This is a genomic window from Natrononativus sp. DTA114, assembly GCF_059736515.1.
This window is the reverse complement of sequence record NZ_JCASSN010000003.1, coordinates 413693-429934: the sequence shown is the minus strand read 5'-3', so window position 1 is coordinate 429934 and position 16242 is coordinate 413693. Positions and strand designations below refer to the sequence as shown.

Below are 16242 nucleotides of genomic sequence, written 5' to 3'. Positions count from 1 at the left end.
CGAGGAAAAACGGAGTCTATTCGGTGGCCGACCGTGTATCGCCGCCCGTGATCGCGATCGTCGAAAGCCGCGCCGACCGCGCCTCGAGTCACGTCTGCGACCGCCTCCGGAACCTCGCGGAGTGGGACGAGTTCCAGGACGACGCCCGCCCCGACGCCGAGGGCGGCGGCACCTACTATCGAACCGACGGCGCGGAACTCCGCAGTTTCGACGACCTGCACCTCGACCTCGAGGCGCCCGCCGACGCCTTCGACTGCGACCCCGCGTTCCTGGTGTTCGCCTCCCGCCACTCCGGGGACACCGGCCCGCTCCTCACCGGCCACTTCACCGGTAACTTCGGCCCCGCCGAGTTCGGTGGCGAGGACGGCTCTCTCGCCGAGACCTGTCCGAACGCCCTCTCGGCGCTGCTCGAGGCGTTCGAGGAACACGCCCCCGAGGAGTACGAGACGGGCCTCGAGTGTACCCACCACGGCCCCACCGAGGTCGGCTGTCCCTCCCTCTTTGCCGAACTGGGCAGTGACGACGAACAGTGGGACGATCCGGGCGGCGCCGAGGCCGTCGCCAGAGCGATTCTCGACCTCCGGAGAGCCGAGGCTCATCGACCACAGCAGTTCGTCGGCTTCGGCGGCACCCACTACGTCCCCCGCTTCACCCGCATCGTCCGGGAGACGCCGTGGGCCGTCGGCCACGTCGGCGCCGACTGGGCGCTCGAGGCGATGGGCGCCCCTCGCGACCACCGCGAGATCATCGCCCGCGCCTTCGAGACGAGCGGGACCGATCTCGCGGTGATCGACGACGAGCGCCCGAAACTCGAGGCAGTCATCGAGGAACTCGGCTACCGCGTCGTCGGCGAGACGTGGCTTCGCGAGGTCGGCGACCGACCCCGCGAACTGGTCGACGCCGTCGAGGCCGAACTCGGGAGCGTCGACGACGGGGTCCGCTTCGGCGAGGCGGCCGGCGACGATGGGTCTCCCGCGGAGTCGTTGTGCGTCGTCAGCCTACCGAGCGACCTGGTCACCGCCGCGGAGGGCTGTGACCCCGATGCTGTTCGTGACGCCCTCGAGGAACACACGATCGCGTTCGAAACCGAAAACGGCGGCAGTCGTATCGGCGGCCGAGCGGCGGTTTCCTCGAGCGACGTCCGAACGGTGCTCGTCGAGGCGCTCGCGGCGGTCCTCGATTCGAAGTACGAGCGGGTGACGGTGGCGGACGACGAGGTCGTCGCCGAGCGCACAGCGTTCGACCCCTCGCTGGCCCGTGAGGCGGGCGTCCCCGAGGGGCCGAAGTTCGGCGCGCTCGCCAACGGAACCGCGGTTACCGTCGACGGCGACACGATCGTGCCGGACGACGTCAGCACCGAGCGGACGCACCGGTTCTCGTTCTGAGTGGGAGGGCCGTATGCCGGTCGTCCCCCTCCCACTTGGTGAAGAGACAGCTGCAGTCGTTGCCATCGATGTGGGTGTAATCGTTGCATACCCGGCAGCTTGCTCTATTTTTCTGCCATACGTCCACGGATAGGTAATATCTCGTTATAGTTCCAGGCGACGGCGGCCGAGTAGGGGAAAGATAATAATACTGCATCGTTTATGGTGGGCCACGAATGGACTCCATTGTCGAAGACGCTATCGACGAGGCCGAAGAGGGGGATCCGGAGGGGTTCGCCGACGAGGGGGATACGGTCGGCGGGAACCCGTCCGGAACGATGACCGACGACGAACTTGCGGACGTCCTTCAGGACCTCCAGACGGACATTACCGTCGTCGGCTGTGGCGGTGCCGGCGGTAACACCGTCAACCGGATGGAAGAAGAGGGGATCCACGGCGCGAAACTCGTCGCCGCGAACACCGACGTCCAGCACCTGGTCGAGATCGAAGCCGACACGAAGATCCTGATGGGCGAGCAGAAGACCGGCGGTCGCGGCGCCGGCTCGCTCCCGCAGGTCGGCGAGGAGGCCGCCCTCGAGAGCCAGCAGGACATCTACGACGCCATCGACGGCTCGGATATGGTGTTCGTCACCGCGGGCCTCGGTGGCGGGACCGGCACCGGTTCGGCGCCCGTCGTCGCCAAGGCCGCCCGCGAGTCGGGCGCGCTCACCATCTCGATCGTCACCACGCCGTTTACCGCGGAGGGCGAGGTCCGACGGACGAACGCCGAGGCGGGCCTCGAGCGCCTGCGCGACGTGAGCGACACCGTGATCGTCGTTCCCAACGACCGCTTGCTCGATTCGGTCGGAAAACTGCCCGTCAAGCAGGCGTTCAAAGTCTCTGACGAAGTGCTGATGCGCTCGGTGAAGGGGATCACCGAACTGATCACGAAACCCGGCCTCGTCAACCTGGACTTCGCCGACGTCCGCACGGTGATGGAACGGGGCGGCGTCGCCATGATCGGCCTCGGCGAGTCCGACTCCGAGGCGAAGGCGAAGGACTCCGTGAAAACGGCGCTCCGCTCGCCGCTGCTCGACGTCGACATCTCGGGTGCGAGCTCCGCACTCGTCAACGTCACCGGTGGCAACGACATGTCCATCGAGGAGGCAGAGGGCGTCGTCGAGGAGATCTACGACCGGATCGACCCCGACGCACGCATCATCTGGGGGACCTCGATCGACGAGTCCCTCGAGGGCAGCATGCGCACCATGATCGTCGTCACCGGCGTCGAGTCGCCCCAGATCTACGGTCAGCCGGACGGAGAAGCCGCCGTCCAGACCCAGGGCGAGGATATCGACTTCGTCGACTGACCGCGGCCGGAGAGACGCGGGGCTACGTTTGTCGGGCGACACGAGGTGGAATCGTCCCGAGCGATGCGGATACCGAACGCTGTCCGTTGCAGAGAGCGGAACACTCTCGAGCCACCGAAAGCGGCTGAAACGTCCGTGAGAAGAAACGGAACGGCTTCGATCGGTTACTGGAGCTGTTGATAGCCGTCGACGGCCAGCAGCGCCAGCAGGACGACGAGCGAACAGAGGAGAACGAGGCCACCGCTCTCCGGCTGGACTCCGACGTAGAGCCCGAACCCGATGACGGCGGACAGCGTGGCCATGAGGAACAACCGCTCCTGGGATGGCGGAGAAACGAACTGCGGCTCGGCGTCCTGGATCGAATCCGGCCGTTCGTCCTCCTGAATGGGCTGTTCGACAGGTTCGGGCGTGTCGGTCGACCGGTCGGGCGTGGGTTGTTCGAGGGAGTCAGGGGAACGTGACATACGAACTGAGTAGCGTTCAATCGTCGGCGGCTGCGATGTCGCCCGACCCCTCGGTCTCCAGGTCGGCTTCGATACTCGGCGGATACACGCCGCGCTCGAGTTTCAGATCCGACTGCGGCCGAGCCATACAGGTCAGGGCGTACCGTTCGGCTTCCTCCTCGGTAAGCCCGCGGGCCGCCGGCTGGGTGACCTCCCCCTCGAGGATCTCGGCCGAGCAGGCCAGACACATGCCGACCCGGCAGGAGTACTCCTGGGCGATCCCCGCCTCGAGACACCGACTGAGGATGGTCTGCGTGTCCGAGCAGGTGATGGTTTCGTCGGTCCCGACGAACTCGACCGTGTACTCTGTCATAGCGTCGGCTACGAAGAGCCCTGACTTTACTTTTTATGCACGTTGTGGCCCCTGCAAGGCGACAGATTGTTCATAAAACGTTTTCCTGTCCGGGCGAGGAGAACGCGGTATGAGTCTCCAGGAGCAGTCGACCGACGCGACGGCGGCGGGTTCGACCCGGTCCCCCGACGTCGCCGTCGTCGGCGCGGGAACCGCAGGGTGTTACGCCGCGGCGACCATCGCGCGGGCGGGGTACGACGTCGTCGTCATCGAACGCAAAACCGAAGAGCAGGCCGGCCACATCGCCTGCGGCGACGCGCTGAAGGGCGCCGACGCCTTCCCCGAGGCGATCCCCAAAGACCAGATCCAGCCGGCGTTCACCAACACGGGCGTCGATCACGGCCGCTTCGAGATCCCCCAGGAGGACACCGTCCTCGAGATTCCGGTCCCCGGCGAACTCGCCGTCATCGACCGCTGGGAGTACGGCCGGCTGATCATCGAGGGCGCCGCGAACGCCGGCGCGGAGTTCCACTACGACACCGTCGTCCAGGACGTCATCCAGGACGACGACGGCACCGTCACCGGCGTCAAAGCGATGCGTCGGGGCGAACCGCTCGAGTACGAGGCCGACATCGTGATCGACGGCGCTGGCTCGCTCTCGCTGCTCCAGGACAAAGTCGACTTCTCGGAGTCGACGTTCGACACCAACGTCACCTACTCGCAGTTCTGCTCCGCCTACCGCGAGATCGTCCACGTCGAAGAGCCCGTCGAGTGGTCCGACGCGCTCGTGTTCAAGCCCACCGAGCGCGCGGCGGGCTACCTCTGGTACTTCCCGCGCACCGAGACCGAAATCAACGCTGGACTCGGCTTCCAGATGAACGAAGAGCCGATGAAACTCGTCGAGGACCTGAAACGCGACCTCCGGGACCGCCCGGAGTTCGCCGGCGCGCGCGTCGAGAACAAACTCGGCGCCGCCCTCCCCACCCGTCGGCCCTACGACTCCGCCGTCGCCCCCGGCTTCATGGCCGTCGGCGACGCCGCGGGCCACGTCAACCCCACCACCGGCGGCGGCATCGCCGGGGCGGCCTACGCCGGCAAGTACGCCGGCGAGCAGGCCATCGAGGCCATCGAGACGGGGGACGTCAGCGAGCACGCCCTCTGGGCGTACAACGAGCGCGTGATGGATCACTACGGAGCCCGCTACGCCGCCCTCGACGTCTACAACATCCTCTCGACCGCGGTCGACGTCGACGATCTGATGGGGCTGCTCGCGGCGATGCCCGGCGACAAGCTCGCCGAGGCGCTCTATTCGGGAAGTACGGACATCGGGATGAAGCTCAAGCTCGAGGCCCTGCTCAAGAGCCGCGGCCACTGGGGCACCATCTGGAACCTCTACCAGACCAAGCGGCGCGCGGACGAAATCCTGGAGCAGTACGAGGGCTACCCCTCGAGACCCGACGCGCTCGAACACTGGCAGCGCCAGCGCGACGACCTGATGGAGTCGGTGTACGAGACGACGGGAGCGGACCCCAAATACTAGCCACCCACCTTTTACACTACGGTCTGTCACGACGGCTCCAAGCCGTCGTAACGTCCCTCGGTAAAAGCTGGACCAAAAGCACTCCTCCCTCCGTTCGCTCATTTTGCTCGCTCACATCGGTCGTCGGCCTGTTCACTCAGCCTGCGGCTTCGCTCACGGTCAATATCGGGAGCCTGCCCTCCCCCGAGTCACGCGGCCACCGCTGTTTGGTAATGTAGACTCGAGTCCAGAAACAATTGAACGGTCTCGATCGATTCGGGTACGACGAATCGGGTGCTCTACGGCCGCTCGCGACTCAGTTCTTCGATCGCACCCGCGAGCACCTCGATCCCGTGACCGATGCTCGCCTCGTCGACGTCGAACGTCGAAGTGTGGTGGCCGCCCGGGTGATCGGTGCCGACGCCGACGTAGCAGGCCTTCCCGCCGTTTTGCTGGACCTCCCGCATCAGGTACGTGGCGTCCTCGCTCCCGCCGAGGTCGTCGCGCTCGAGGACCGTCTCGACGCCGTCGACGCCCGCCGCGACCTCGCTAACGACGTCGACGATCGCCTGATCGCTCGTCGCGCTGGGCGCTTCGGCGCCGGTTTCGAACTCGACCTCGCAGTCGTGCATCTCGGCGGCCGTCTCGAGGACGTTCCGGGCCTTTTCGTCCATATACTCCATGAGTTCGGTCGTCTCGCCGCGAACTTCGGCCACGAGGCGTGCCTCCTCGGCGATGATGTTGGCGGCGCTGCCGCCCTCGACGATTCCGGCGTTGATCCGGGTCGCGCCGCCGGAGTTTCTCGGGATCGCGTACAGGTTCTGGACCGCCGTCGCGACCGCCTGGATCGCGTTCCGTCCCTCCTCCGGTCGCCCGCCTGCGTGGGAGGGCTCGCCGGAGAACGTCGCCTCGAGGTGCGACACCGCCAGAAAGCCGTCGACGCCCGCGACGACCTCGCCGGTGGGGTGGTCGAGGCCGATGTGGGTCGCGAGCAGGTAGTCGACGTCCGCGAGGTGGTCGCTCTTGGCCATCGACTTCCCGCCGCCGACGAGTTCCTCCGCGGGCTGGAAGAACACCTTCAGCGTCCCCTCGAAATCGCTCTCGGCGACCGCCTCGAGCACGCCGACCCCGATCGTCGCGTGGGCGTCGTGGCCGCAGGCGTGCATGGCGCCCTCGTGTTCGGAGCGAAAGCCCTCCGCGGTGGGGGTGTGGTCGTCGTCGTCGGACTCGAGCCGGGGGAGCGCATCGATGTCGACGCGGAGGCCGACGGTGGGGCCGTCGCCGCGCTCGAGCACCGCAACGGCGCCGGTGTAGCCACCCTCGAGCGAGTCGAGGACCGCCTCGTCGACGTCGTAGCTGCGAGCCTGCTCGTACCACTCGGCGAGTTCGGCGTCGTCGGGGACGCCCATCCGGTGGTCACCGGCGATGGCCTCGCGGCCGATGTGGAGTTCGTCGAGGTCGATTCGCTCGAGTTCCTCGACGATTCGTGCTGTGGTGTAGAACTCGCGCCAGGCGGGTTCGGGTTTGCGGTGAAGCTCGCGACGCAGGGTCTGCAGGTCGCCGTTCATATTCGTGCCAGGGACGAAACCGTAAAAGAAGTGCCGAAACCGGCGGCCTCGACCGGCTGACGGCTCAGTTGCGCCCTCGGCCCATGCCGTGGATCTGCTCGACCTCGGCTTCGACGTGCAACGAGGACGGGAACTGCCGGGCGGCGACCCCGCGGGCGAACTCGTCGTAGCCGTGGATCTCGAGTTCGCGGGTGAAGACGGTGTACTCCCAGGAGGAATACCGGCGGTCGTCGTCGGCGTGGAGGCGTTTGTGCTGGGGGACCGAGAGTCGTTCGGGGGGACGCGAGTGTGGCCCCTTCAGTACGGCACCCTTTCGCTCGGCGGCCGACTTGATATCCTCGACGACGGCGTCGAGAGCGGCTCGATCGCCGCTCTGGAGCGTGAGGCGAGTGACGAAGGTCATGGTGACGTATCCACGGTCGCGCGGTAAAAACCTGCTGAGATGGTGTCACGGCGGACGAACAGTCCGATATTCTCTTAACTCCCCACGCGGTATCTGGGGTAATGGCAGTCGAAGCTACGAGCGCAGGCGCAATCCTCTTCCGCGACACGCGGGGCCGGCGCGAGTATCTTCTACTCAAGAGCCGCCCGGGCGACTGGGAGTTTCCGAAGGGCGGTGTCGAAGGAGGCGAAGAACTTCAGCAGACGGCGATCCGCGAAATAAAGGAAGAGGCAGGTATAGACCAGTTCCGACTACTCGACGGCTTCCGCGAGGACTACAGCTACGTCTTCGAGGCCAACGGCACGACGATCCACAAGACCGTTCACCTCTTCGTGGCGAAATCCTACGAAGCGAGTGCAGAACTCTCGAACGAACACCGCGATCTCCAGTGGCGCGACTACGAGCAGGCGGTCAACACCGTCACCCAGGACGGCCCCCGGGAGATCCTGGAACAGGCCCACGAGTACCTGGACGAACTCGAGACAGAGGGCGAAATCTAGCGGGTTCGAAGAGGCGGTTCGAAAACGGCAGATCACGGCGGTGAGAGCCGCCGGTTTCGTCAGCTTACGCCCGTTCGACGACGACCGTATCAGCGGCGAGGTCGCCGACACGCTGGCTCTTGTCGGTGACGAACAGCAGGACGATCCCGATGAGGTACATGAACGGTAGCTGGTCGACGATCAACAGCAGGTTCCGGATCACCGACGCACCGACGGTACACGGGGAGCCGTCGGATTTGACGACGACCAGCCCCATCGCGTACTTCCCCGGCGTGTAGCCGTAGAGCCCCTCGAGTATGAACACGTACACGAGCGAGACGACGACTGCGACCAGCGCGAACAGTGCAGCCACGGTTTCCCCGATGAGCGCCCCGGGAAGGATGATCGCGAACGCAACGATCATCAGGATGATACTGTCGAGGATGAACGCGGCGAACCGTTTGAGGACGGCGTCACCTTCGGTCCCCTTTCGCGGGGCCGGATGTTTGTCCATAGCCGGGTGATTTCGAGATGACGTAAATATATATTACGGTGTTGAACACTCACGCGAGGACCGACGTACACTTGCCGCTCCCGTCCGTACCAGGGGTCAGTGACGACGGCGGAATCCGAGTTCGGCTTCGAACTTCGAACCTGTCGATGGGCGGAACGCCACTGGCGGCCGGCGAGCGACAGCGAGGCGTTCGTCGCCCGCCAACTCGGCACGAAACGCCGCCGCTGGGACACCATCGTCCTCGAGTGCGATCCCGACGCCCTCCGGAAGCGCGCCCGGTTCGGTCCGAAGCGACTCGACGGGAACGCCCTCGACGTGCTCCAGTACGCACCCGAGGAGTGGACCTATTACCGTGACGTCCTCCCGTACCCCGGCTACCCCTGGCGGTACGTCCGAGAGACGATTCACGAACTCACGGAGCGAGAGGTCCTCGAGACTCGCAGAAGCGGCAACCGGATCGAAATCCGGCGGAAGTGGCCCTATCCCGACTGGCTCCGCCGGGTGATCGCCATCGAGAACAAGCCGGATCTCGACGCGAGCGCCGCCCGCGTCCTGGGGCCGCAACTCGAGTACGACGTCGCGGTGGCGCTGGCCGACGAGGTCTGGGTCGCCACCCGGCAAACGGGCGGTCGCGTCGAGCCCGCGCTGTTGGAGGATCTGCCGGTCGAGGCTGGTATCCTGGCCCTCGAGCCCGAGGCGCTCGAGGCCGACGTCGCGTGGTACCCCCGCACACTGGCCGCGGACGAGCCCGGAACGCGCATCACTGAACGCCCCTCCGGCGGCGCCAGGGACGCCTCCGCCGCCCGCTTCGAGTACGTCGACCCGGGGGAGAAAGCCCGGACCCGCCTCGAGATCGCCGAACGCGCCTACGAGCGGGGCTGGCGGTCGTTCGTCGACACGATGCGCCCCGACTGTCGACACTTCGAACTGCGTGCCCGCGACCAGTTACTCCCGTGGTGTGCGGAGAAGGGGCGCTGTCAGACCGCGAGCGAGTGTTCCGGTTCGTGTCCGGCGTTCGAGCCAGAACCGCCCGCCTGGCGAACCCGTGGCTGGCCGATCGAGGGCGGCCCCGGCAAGCGATGCAAACGGCTGCTCGAGACGCGACGGCGGAACCGGCGGCCGGGACCGTAACGCAGTGAGTGGCGCGGAACCGGCCGTTCAGCCCGAGATCTCGACCTCGAGGTCGTCGCGGTCGACGGCCAGCCGGAACGTCGGCACGGTTCGGTACTCGACCTCGACGACGTCCTTCCGGCGGAGGCTCTGGAGGCCAGAGCGGACGTCCTCGCTCGCAGGATCGATCTCGAACGCTTCCCGGAGGCTGTGGAGGACGGAGACGACGCTCTGGGACTCCTCATCCGGCCCCGCGAGCACCTCGACGATTCGGGCCTGAAGCTCCGGGACGCGAATCCGCGACGGCGGCCCCTCGTCGTCGGTGAGTTCGACGCCGGGTTCGACGTCGACCAGTTCCGCCGCTTCCGCGGTCGCCCGTATCAGGCTGTTGTCGTCGCGAAAGTAGTAGTCCCCGAGTTCGTTTTCGAGATACTGGTGAACGTCGCTGCCGCTTTCCATCCCCCAGCGGTCCTGTAGCTCCGCGTTCTTCGTCGGCTGTAATTCAACCACGTCTGCCAGCCGTTCACTGGCCTCCTCGGAGAGCGTCATCGTCTGTCCGATCGTACGTGAATGCGGTATTTCTGCGTTACGTCACGCCTCGAGTAGCGCCCGAATCGTCCGTCATCCTCGATTCAGTCGTCGCCGACGCCCGGAACCGGCGATGGCGCCGGGGACTCGAGGGTTTCCTCGATCTGGGTGTAGACGAGGACGAAACCCACGGCTGCCAGCGCCGCCCCGAAGGCGAACGGGACGTGAAAGCCGTAGCCGACGAGCGCCCCGGAGGTGAGCGGGCCGACGGCGATACCGAAGCCGAACGCCATCGTGAGCACGGAGAGTTTGGTGCCGGACTCGCCCTCGCCCGCCAGGTCGCCGGCCAGGGCGAGCGCGGGGGCGAACACCATCGCGCCCGCGACACCCTGGAGCAGGCGGGCGGCGAACATCGTCTCGGAGGTGAGGACGAACCCCTGGGCGAGCGTCGTCGGCACCAGCAACACCATCCCCGCGACGATGAACGGGCGCCGGCCGTAGCGGTCGCAGGCCCGCCCGATCGGCGTCTGGAGGAGGATCTGTGCGATGACGAAGGCGGCGAACTGGAGACCGAACCAGGTGGCCCCTTGCTCGAGGCGGGCGTTGACCTGCGGTTGAATCGTCGCGAACAGGGCGATCCCGGTCGCCATAAACAGCGTCGCGACCCCGAGCGTGAACGTCGGATCGAGCAGGTTCCGTCCCGAGGGGTCCCGAACCGCGATGGCCAGGTCGTCGCCCGCGCTCGCCTGCGTCGTTTCGGGGTCGGTGATCAGGGCAGTGACGAGGAGGTAGCTGAGTGTAGCGGTGATCGCCGCGACGTAAAACGCCGCGTCGAAGCCGCTGACCGTGATCCCGTCCGCGAGCGGGAGCGCGTATGGGCCGGCGTTGACGACCGCCCCCGCGGCGACCGGACCGGCGCCGAAACCGACCAGCCGGAAGGTGTTGTAGACGCCCATATTGCCGCCGCGGTCCTCGCTCGTCGCGAGTTCGTTGACGAGCGCGATCGAGGTCGGGACGATGAACGCGACGCTCACCCCCTGCAGTCCGCGGATGAGCACCAGGGAGGCGTAGCTGTCGGCGAACACGTACGCGAGGTTCGTCACCGTTAGCCCGCCCAGACCGACCAGGATGAACAGCTTTCGCTTGCCGGCGCGATCCGAGAGCCGGCCCGTAAACGGCTGGCAGATGCTGTTCAGAAAGCCGAACAGCGAGAGGATGATCCCGATGATCATCGCCTCCGCCAGGCCGAACGTGGCGCCGCCGACGACGTCGCTGACGACGTACAGCGGGATGACGACGATCAGAAACGAGTTGCCGACGCCGTCGGCCATCCGCGCGAACGCGAGCGCGAGCACCCGTCGGTCGACGGCGAAGGCAGCGGCCACGCGACTCACGAGTTCGGAGACCATCTCGACTACTGACGTCTGCGTGGCCCGCACGAATGACGATTTCGAATCGAAAATGACGCGCTCGCGGACGGTCTTCCGAGCGGACAGCGGGCTACAAGACGATTGCGGTCGAACCTCGAGTATGGACGAGGAGGTCAAGCTCAGCCGGGTCAACGGCGTTCTCGAGGGTCTCTCGTATCCGCTCTCGAGAGCCGAAGCGGCCGAAGAACTCGACGACGTCACGCTGTTGCTCGCCGACGGCGAGGAGAACCTCGGTTCGCTGCTCGAGCGGATGAGAAGCGAGTCGTTCGAGTCGGCCGACGACCTTGAAGACAGTCTGTACAACGTCCTCCCACGGGAAGCCGTCGGCGAGCCGTACCAGTCGGAGGGCGAGGGCTAGCCGCCGGGGGCAAACGCACCGTTTAAGTCCCCCGGACCGCCTACTCCGGGCACAATGGAGTTCTGCGACGACTGCGGTTCGATGATGAAAGCGGAGAACGGCAGCTGGGTCTGTGGAAGCTGTGGCTCTACGAAACCGAAAGGGAACACGGACCAGTACACCGTCACACAGGACCAGGAGGCCACGGAGGTCATCGAATCGTCGGAGGAGACGTCGCTGCCCGAAACCGACGCCCGGTGTCCGGAGTGTGGTAACGACAGGGCCTACTGGTACATGCAGCAGATCCGCTCGGCCGACGAGTCCGAGACGCGCTTTTTCATCTGCAGCGAGTGCGAGTACAAGTGGCGCGAGGACGACAACTAGCGAAATTTTACGCGACACTCCGAGAGTGCGTACGGCAGCGACCACCGCTTCCGGTGAAACGACGGACTGAAAAACGCGTCTACTCGTTTCGCGCGATCGTCAGATAGCCGGTGTGGCCGACGGGCGCCGTCGACGGCCGCGACCCGCGCTCGTCGAAGTCCATCGCCCGCTGGATCGTTTCCCGGCACCGGATCCCCGAGAGCCCCGCCGCTCGAGCCGCTTCGACGACCTCGCGAGTCGACTCGACGAACGGACTGTAGACGGCGACGAACCCGCCGTCGGCCAGGAGTTCGGGTGCGTGGGACACCATCGCCGGCGCGTCGCCCGTATCGAGGGTGAGCACGTCGAAGGTGCGCTCGGAGAGGGAGTCGAGGTCGTCGCGAACGTCACCCGTCCGGACCTCGACCGACTCCGAGACGCCGCCGAGGTGCATGTTCTCGCGAGCGACGTCGGCGAACTCGGCGTTTCGCTCGTAGGTGAGCACCGACGCACCGGCCCGGGCCATCGACGCCGCGAGCACGCCCGTGCCGGTGCCCGCGTCGAGCACCCGGTCGCCGACGCCGATCCCGGTCTCGCCGATCACGAGACCGATGTCGCGGGGTACCATCGGCGCACCCGTTCGCTCGAACTGGTGGAAGAGGTCCGGCCCGCGCAGTTTGCGGATGTGAAACGCTTCGCCCAGATGCGTCTCGATCGTATCGCCGGGTTCGGCGTCTTCCGGAACCTCGAGCACCCCCAGATCCGTCCCCATCTCCTCGCCCGGTGAGACGAGGAACTCGCGGTCCTCGCGGACGAGCAGGAGTCGTCGATCCGTCACTCTACTCGAGTTCCTCGACCGCCGCGGCGAGGTCGCCGTCGTTCTCCTCGAGCGCTGCCCGCGCCTCGTCCTCGCTGACGCCGGTTCGCATCGCGACGATCTCGACGTCGTCGTCCGGGATTTCGGCCTCACCGCCTGCTCCGCCTGCGCCCGCGTCGGCGTCCGCGCCCGCAGCACCGCCGGCGCCGCCGCGCTCGCGTTCCTCGGGGGTGCCGATGACCTGGTACGTTTCCTGGCCGCGGGCGTCCATCTTGGTGACGTCGGGGCTGTCGAAGACGATGTCGTGGTCCGCCGTGCGGATAATGACCTCCTCGGCGTCGAGTTCGTCGACGTCGATCCCCATCTGTTTCATCATCTGTTCCATCTTTCGCGGGTTGAGTCCGCCGCCTCCTCCGAACATACGCAGTACGTTGCTACCCGCGGCAAAAAGGCTACCGAACACCGGCGTTAGCGGGGCCGTGGCTCGAGGCCACGCGTCGACGTGAGGGCGGCGACCTGAATACGACAGGGATCGCTTCATTGCACTCGTTGTCGAGAGTATCCCACTCACCGATGATCTCGATACCCGGCGGTGCCGACGCGTTGCGAACGGTGTACAACCGCACCGTTCGCGACCACCTCCCGCGGAAGTACCGGCTGCTCGCCGGCGTCGCCGTCTACGACGCCGCGGTGCTGGATCTGACCGTCGACGTGCCGGCGTACAAAGCCGGGCTGATGAACGCCATTTCGGCGGGAATCGACTGCGGCGACCGCGTCGAACTCGTCGGCTTCGGCAGAGGCGTCTCGACGGTCCACTGCCTCGAGGCGGGCGCCGACGCCGTGATCGCCTACGAGGCGGCCGCGGAGATGATCGAACTGGGGCGGCGCACGCTCGAGGCGAACCTGGTCGGCGACGGGACGATCGTCGTCCGCCACGCGCTCGTCGGCGACGGGATCGACGTCTACGGTGACGCCGACGCCGCGGCGAGGGTTCACCCGTCGGCGATCGGCGGTACCGACGCGCTCGTCCTGGACTGCGAAGGGGCGGAGGTGAGCATCCTCGAGAACCTGGGAGCGTATCCCGACACGGTCGTCTGCGAGACCCATCCCTCCCGCGGCGCGACCGCCGAGCGACTGCGCTCGATCCTCGAGCCTCGATACGACGTCGAGAGTCGGCCCTACCGCCCCGATCGCCCTGGGAAGAAGGTGCTCCTGGCGAGACGGTAGTCCGGCGGTGGGAAGCCGAGGCTACCGCTCGCCGGCCCCCTCGCGCACGTGGACCGCCATCCCCGTCTCGAACTCGAGGATCGCGTCCCCGTCGAGCTCCGCCCGTCCGACGGCGAGCAGGTCGCCGCGCTCGTGAACGACGATCACCTCGTCGCCCGGTCGGATTTCGGGGTCCGCCTCGAGGACGAACTTCGCGAAGACGTTCTTCCCGTCGCGGACGAACGGTTCGCTCTCGTCGTCGACGACCACCCGGTAGGCCGACGTTTCGAGCGTATCCCGGAGTCGACGGCCGCCCTCGAGGCCGAGCGTGAACCGGCCGTCGGTCCCGAAGGAGACGAGTCGGCCGTCGTCGGCGTGGACCTGCTGGGGACGACCGGAGGAGGTCCGCTTGATCGTCGGGCTCTCCATCGGCGGGAACAACGCCGCGCCGGCTCCCGCGCCGAACTGATAGTCCGCAATCGTGCGAAGGTTCGCGCGCTCGCCCCCCGGGTCGGATTCGCCGCTCATTGCTCGGGGTTGTCGGCGACGGGTGGAAAGCGCTTCGACCTCGACGGTCCGCGCGTCGTGACAGCAACTACCATTCGAGTTCGAAAACCAGGAAAATTATAGTCATCGACCGGATACCGTCAGTCGAATGGACGGAACGCAAGTCGCCCTCGGGATCGCACTCCTCGGCATCAGCAGTCTGACGTTCGCCGGCCCCGCCGTGATCGACTCCGGCTACGTCGTCTCCTTGCTCTCGGTGGCCGCGTTGCTTCTCGGTGGCGGTGCGTTACTGGTCGGTACCGTTTCGGATCTTCGCCCCTGAGTCAGCACTCGAGGCGACACACACGGTTGCGGATTCTGTCGTTACAGCAGGAAGGTATCCGACTCCTCGCCCAGGTCGAGAAACGAGTCCGCCGCGTCGATGAGTTCCTCGGCGGTCGACGATTCGAACGCCATCACCTCGACGCGGACGCCCTCGTGGCGCAGGTGCGAGCAGAGCCGCGAGAAGTCGCCGTCGCCAGTACACAGCACGAGCGTGTCGATGTGGTTCGCGAGCGTCACCGCGTCGAGACTCATCCCGACGTCCCAGTCGGCCTTCTTCGTCCCGTCCGAGAACGTCTTGATATCCTTGATCTTCGGCTCGAAGCCGATATCGACCAGCGCCTCGAAGAAGCTCTCCTCCTCGGGCGAATCCGCCCGGATCACGTAGGCGATCGCGCGGGTCAGCTGGCGGCCGTCGACCCCCTCCTCGAGTAACGACGAGTAGTCGATGTTTCGACTGTAGATGCTCTGAGCCGTGTGATACAGGTTCTGCGCGTCGACTAACATGGCCACGCGCTGGCCCGGGTGGATTTCAGTCATGGCGGAGACTGTGTGCGCAACCCTCAAAACGGCTTCCCTCGGCGCGTCGATGAAAAACAGCGAAGTGAGCTTAGCTGCGGAGCTTCTCGATTCGCTTCTCGGTCGGCGGGTGGGTCGAGAACAGCTTCGCGAAGACGCTCTTGTCGACGTTCAGAATGCAGAGCGCGCTCATGCTGTCGTCCATCTTCGACTCGCGACCCTGTGCACCCTGAGAGATCTTCTCGAGTGCGCGCGCGAGGGGGTCGCCGCTGCCGATCGCCTGGCGGGCGTCGTCGTCGGCGACGTACTCGCGGTACCGGGAGATGGCGAGCACGAAGATCATCACGAGCATGTTCGCGATCGAGGAGGCCGCGATGGCGATGATGTACGTCCCGATGTTGCGCTCGCCGCCGAACAGCACCGCGAAGTAGGCGACGTAGCCGACGAGCATCCCGATCGACTGGCCGATCACCATCGTGATGACGTCCCGGTTCTTGATATGGGCGATCTCGTGGGCGATGACGCCCTCGAGTTCGTCCCGCGAGAGCAGTTGCATCAGCTCCGTCGAGACGCAGACGACGCCGGCACCTTTCCGGCCGACGGCGAAGGCGTTGGGGACGCCCATGTCCATCACCATCAGTTTGGGCTTTTTGACGCCCATATCGCGGCTGAGCGACTCGGTCATCATGTGGACCTCCTGGTAGGGGCCCTCCTCGGGCATCTCTTCGGCCCCCCTGAGCGCCATCCACTTGCCGAGTTTGTACTGGAACGCGGGCAGGATGATGATCCCCGCGCCGGCGACCAGGAAGACGTTTACGTTGAACATGAGCGCCAGCACCGTCGCCGCCCCGATGTAGAAGGCGAACAGGATGGTGCCGACGATCGCCATCCGAACTTTGAGTCCGAAGTCTGTCATGCCCTGATATTAGTCAGAAGATGGCATAAATGACGCGGAACGCTATGCGGCGGCGTGGCACGCACCTTTCGGCAGCGTTTGCCGCGGGGCGGAACGAATAAGAGGATCCGGTTCCCTTTGCCCCATATGCGCCACGT

21 protein-coding genes are annotated in these 16242 nt (G+C 66.2%); 9 read left to right on the top strand and 12 right to left on the bottom strand.

Going from position 1 to position 16242, the window contains the following annotated elements; all coding sequences use genetic code 11:
- Positions 1–23: 23 nt before the first annotated feature.
- Positions 24–1385 carry a D-aminoacyl-tRNA deacylase gene (locus tag AC6I6S_RS12230; RefSeq protein ID WP_497950444.1) on the top strand — a complete coding sequence of 454 codons (1362 nt, stop codon included), beginning with the start codon at positions 24–26 and terminating at the stop codon, positions 1383–1385.
- Between the two features lie 215 nt (positions 1386–1600).
- Complete coding sequence (gene ftsZ / locus AC6I6S_RS12225) at positions 1601–2734, top strand: cell division protein FtsZ (RefSeq protein ID WP_497950442.1); 1134 nt, start codon at positions 1601–1603, stop codon at positions 2732–2734.
- Positions 2735–2898: 164 nt separating this feature from the next.
- Here ftsZ and AC6I6S_RS12220 read toward each other — a convergent pair whose 3' ends face one another.
- Positions 2899–3198, bottom strand: coding sequence for a hypothetical protein (locus tag AC6I6S_RS12220; RefSeq protein WP_497950440.1), 300 nt, complete (start codon positions 3196–3198; stop codon positions 2899–2901).
- A gap of 16 nt (positions 3199–3214) precedes the next feature.
- A complete protein-coding gene (locus tag AC6I6S_RS12215; protein ID WP_497950438.1) occupies positions 3215–3550 on the bottom strand; it encodes a 2Fe-2S iron-sulfur cluster-binding protein in 336 nt (111 codons plus the stop codon).
- Positions 3551–3659: 109 nt separating this feature from the next.
- On the opposite strand from AC6I6S_RS12215, the gene AC6I6S_RS12210 reads away from it, so the two are divergent.
- Entirely contained in the window at positions 3660–5069 is a 1410-nt protein-coding gene (locus AC6I6S_RS12210) for a geranylgeranyl reductase family protein (RefSeq protein WP_497950436.1), read from the top strand.
- A 278-nt stretch (positions 5070–5347) separates the two neighbouring features.
- Here the strand turns inward: AC6I6S_RS12210 and AC6I6S_RS12205 are convergent, their stop codons facing one another.
- Both AC6I6S_RS12205 and AC6I6S_RS12200 read right to left on the bottom strand, forming a co-directional pair.
- Positions 5348–6616: an amidohydrolase gene (locus AC6I6S_RS12205; protein ID WP_497950435.1), complete on the bottom strand. Its 1269-nt coding sequence runs from the start codon at positions 6614–6616 to the stop codon at positions 5348–5350.
- 64 nt (positions 6617–6680) lie between these two features.
- Positions 6681–7019: a 30S ribosomal protein S10 gene (locus tag AC6I6S_RS12200; protein ID WP_497950434.1), complete on the bottom strand. Its 339-nt coding sequence runs from the start codon at positions 7017–7019 to the stop codon at positions 6681–6683.
- A 101-nt stretch (positions 7020–7120) separates the two neighbouring features.
- Between AC6I6S_RS12200 and AC6I6S_RS12195 the strand changes: the two genes are divergently transcribed.
- Positions 7121–7558 (top strand): bis(5'-nucleosyl)-tetraphosphatase, encoded by a 438-nt coding sequence (locus tag AC6I6S_RS12195; protein WP_497950433.1) that lies wholly within the window; start codon positions 7121–7123, stop codon positions 7556–7558.
- 64 nt (positions 7559–7622) lie between these two features.
- On the opposite strand, the gene AC6I6S_RS12190 is transcribed toward AC6I6S_RS12195, so the two are convergent.
- Complete coding sequence (locus AC6I6S_RS12190) at positions 7623–8051, bottom strand: RDD family protein (protein WP_497950432.1); 429 nt, start codon at positions 8049–8051, stop codon at positions 7623–7625.
- Positions 8052–8150: 99 nt separating this feature from the next.
- Between AC6I6S_RS12190 and AC6I6S_RS12185 the strand changes: the two genes are divergently transcribed.
- Positions 8151–9182, top strand: a complete 1032-nt coding sequence (locus tag AC6I6S_RS12185) for a DUF5787 family protein (protein WP_497950431.1) — start codon at positions 8151–8153, stop codon at positions 9180–9182.
- 27 nt (positions 9183–9209) lie between these two features.
- Here the strand turns inward: AC6I6S_RS12185 and AC6I6S_RS12180 are convergent, their stop codons facing one another.
- Positions 9210–9710 carry a DUF5797 family protein gene (locus AC6I6S_RS12180; protein ID WP_497950429.1) on the bottom strand — a complete coding sequence of 167 codons (501 nt, stop codon included), beginning with the start codon at positions 9708–9710 and terminating at the stop codon, positions 9210–9212.
- Between the two features lie 83 nt (positions 9711–9793).
- Positions 9794–11098: an MFS transporter gene (locus AC6I6S_RS12175; protein WP_497950428.1), complete on the bottom strand. Its 1305-nt coding sequence runs from the start codon at positions 11096–11098 to the stop codon at positions 9794–9796.
- A gap of 121 nt (positions 11099–11219) precedes the next feature.
- Between AC6I6S_RS12175 and AC6I6S_RS12170 the strand changes: the two genes are divergently transcribed.
- Positions 11220–11477 carry a DUF5789 family protein gene (locus AC6I6S_RS12170; RefSeq protein ID WP_497950426.1) on the top strand — a complete coding sequence of 86 codons (258 nt, stop codon included), beginning with the start codon at positions 11220–11222 and terminating at the stop codon, positions 11475–11477.
- 54 nt (positions 11478–11531) lie between these two features.
- Entirely contained in the window at positions 11532–11840 is a 309-nt protein-coding gene (locus tag AC6I6S_RS12165) for a transcription factor S (protein WP_497950425.1), read from the top strand.
- 79 nt (positions 11841–11919) lie between these two features.
- Here AC6I6S_RS12165 and AC6I6S_RS12160 read toward each other — a convergent pair whose 3' ends face one another.
- The gene (locus AC6I6S_RS12160; protein ID WP_497950424.1) at positions 11920–12657 is read right to left on the bottom strand and encodes a methyltransferase domain-containing protein; all 738 of its coding nucleotides are present in this window, start codon (positions 12655–12657) and stop codon (positions 11920–11922) included.
- A gap of 1 nt (position 12658) precedes the next feature.
- Positions 12659–13057 carry a nascent polypeptide-associated complex protein gene (locus AC6I6S_RS12155; RefSeq protein ID WP_497950422.1) on the bottom strand — a complete coding sequence of 133 codons (399 nt, stop codon included), beginning with the start codon at positions 13055–13057 and terminating at the stop codon, positions 12659–12661.
- 152 nt (positions 13058–13209) lie between these two features.
- On the opposite strand from AC6I6S_RS12155, the gene AC6I6S_RS12150 reads away from it, so the two are divergent.
- Entirely contained in the window at positions 13210–13863 is a 654-nt protein-coding gene (locus AC6I6S_RS12150; RefSeq protein ID WP_497950421.1) for a hypothetical protein, read from the top strand.
- Between the two features lie 21 nt (positions 13864–13884).
- On the opposite strand, the gene AC6I6S_RS12145 is transcribed toward AC6I6S_RS12150, so the two are convergent.
- Positions 13885–14370, bottom strand: a complete 486-nt coding sequence (locus tag AC6I6S_RS12145) for a PUA domain-containing protein (RefSeq protein ID WP_497950420.1) — start codon at positions 14368–14370, stop codon at positions 13885–13887.
- Positions 14371–14497: 127 nt separating this feature from the next.
- Between AC6I6S_RS12145 and AC6I6S_RS12140 the strand changes: the two genes are divergently transcribed.
- The gene (locus AC6I6S_RS12140; RefSeq protein WP_497950419.1) at positions 14498–14671 is read left to right on the top strand and encodes a hypothetical protein; all 174 of its coding nucleotides are present in this window, start codon (positions 14498–14500) and stop codon (positions 14669–14671) included.
- A 41-nt stretch (positions 14672–14712) separates the two neighbouring features.
- Here AC6I6S_RS12140 and AC6I6S_RS12135 read toward each other — a convergent pair whose 3' ends face one another.
- Positions 14713–15210 (bottom strand): LabA-like NYN domain-containing protein, encoded by a 498-nt coding sequence (locus AC6I6S_RS12135; protein WP_497950417.1) that lies wholly within the window; start codon positions 15208–15210, stop codon positions 14713–14715.
- A gap of 70 nt (positions 15211–15280) precedes the next feature.
- Positions 15281–16105 carry a M48 family metallopeptidase gene (locus AC6I6S_RS12130; RefSeq protein ID WP_497950416.1) on the bottom strand — a complete coding sequence of 275 codons (825 nt, stop codon included), beginning with the start codon at positions 16103–16105 and terminating at the stop codon, positions 15281–15283.
- Between the last annotated feature and the right edge of the window lie 137 nt (positions 16106–16242).

Coding starts and splice junctions, on each gene's coding strand:
- ftsZ (WP_497950442.1), top strand. CDS start 1,601: ATGGACTCCATTGTCGAAGACGCTATCGACGAGGCCGAAGAGGGGGAT.
- AC6I6S_RS12220 (WP_497950440.1), bottom strand. CDS start 3,198: ATGTCACGTTCCCCTGACTCCCTCGAACAACCCACGCCCGACCGGTCG.
- AC6I6S_RS12215 (WP_497950438.1), bottom strand. CDS start 3,550: ATGACAGAGTACACGGTCGAGTTCGTCGGGACCGACGAAACCATCACC.
- AC6I6S_RS12210 (WP_497950436.1), top strand. CDS start 3,660: ATGAGTCTCCAGGAGCAGTCGACCGACGCGACGGCGGCGGGTTCGACC.
- AC6I6S_RS12205 (WP_497950435.1), bottom strand. CDS start 6,616: ATGAACGGCGACCTGCAGACCCTGCGTCGCGAGCTTCACCGCAAACCC.
- AC6I6S_RS12200 (WP_497950434.1), bottom strand. CDS start 7,019: ATGACCTTCGTCACTCGCCTCACGCTCCAGAGCGGCGATCGAGCCGCT.
- AC6I6S_RS12195 (WP_497950433.1), top strand. CDS start 7,121: ATGGCAGTCGAAGCTACGAGCGCAGGCGCAATCCTCTTCCGCGACACG.
- AC6I6S_RS12190 (WP_497950432.1), bottom strand. CDS start 8,051: ATGGACAAACATCCGGCCCCGCGAAAGGGGACCGAAGGTGACGCCGTC.
- AC6I6S_RS12180 (WP_497950429.1), bottom strand. CDS start 9,710: ATGACGCTCTCCGAGGAGGCCAGTGAACGGCTGGCAGACGTGGTTGAA.
- AC6I6S_RS12175 (WP_497950428.1), bottom strand. CDS start 11,098: ATGGTCTCCGAACTCGTGAGTCGCGTGGCCGCTGCCTTCGCCGTCGAC.
- AC6I6S_RS12170 (WP_497950426.1), top strand. CDS start 11,220: ATGGACGAGGAGGTCAAGCTCAGCCGGGTCAACGGCGTTCTCGAGGGT.
- AC6I6S_RS12165 (WP_497950425.1), top strand. CDS start 11,532: ATGGAGTTCTGCGACGACTGCGGTTCGATGATGAAAGCGGAGAACGGC.
- AC6I6S_RS12155 (WP_497950422.1), bottom strand. CDS start 13,057: ATGTTCGGAGGAGGCGGCGGACTCAACCCGCGAAAGATGGAACAGATG.
- AC6I6S_RS12150 (WP_497950421.1), top strand. CDS start 13,210: ATGATCTCGATACCCGGCGGTGCCGACGCGTTGCGAACGGTGTACAAC.
- AC6I6S_RS12145 (WP_497950420.1), bottom strand. CDS start 14,370: ATGAGCGGCGAATCCGACCCGGGGGGCGAGCGCGCGAACCTTCGCACG.
- AC6I6S_RS12140 (WP_497950419.1), top strand. CDS start 14,498: ATGGACGGAACGCAAGTCGCCCTCGGGATCGCACTCCTCGGCATCAGC.
- AC6I6S_RS12135 (WP_497950417.1), bottom strand. CDS start 15,210: ATGACTGAAATCCACCCGGGCCAGCGCGTGGCCATGTTAGTCGACGCG.
- AC6I6S_RS12130 (WP_497950416.1), bottom strand. CDS start 16,105: ATGACAGACTTCGGACTCAAAGTTCGGATGGCGATCGTCGGCACCATC.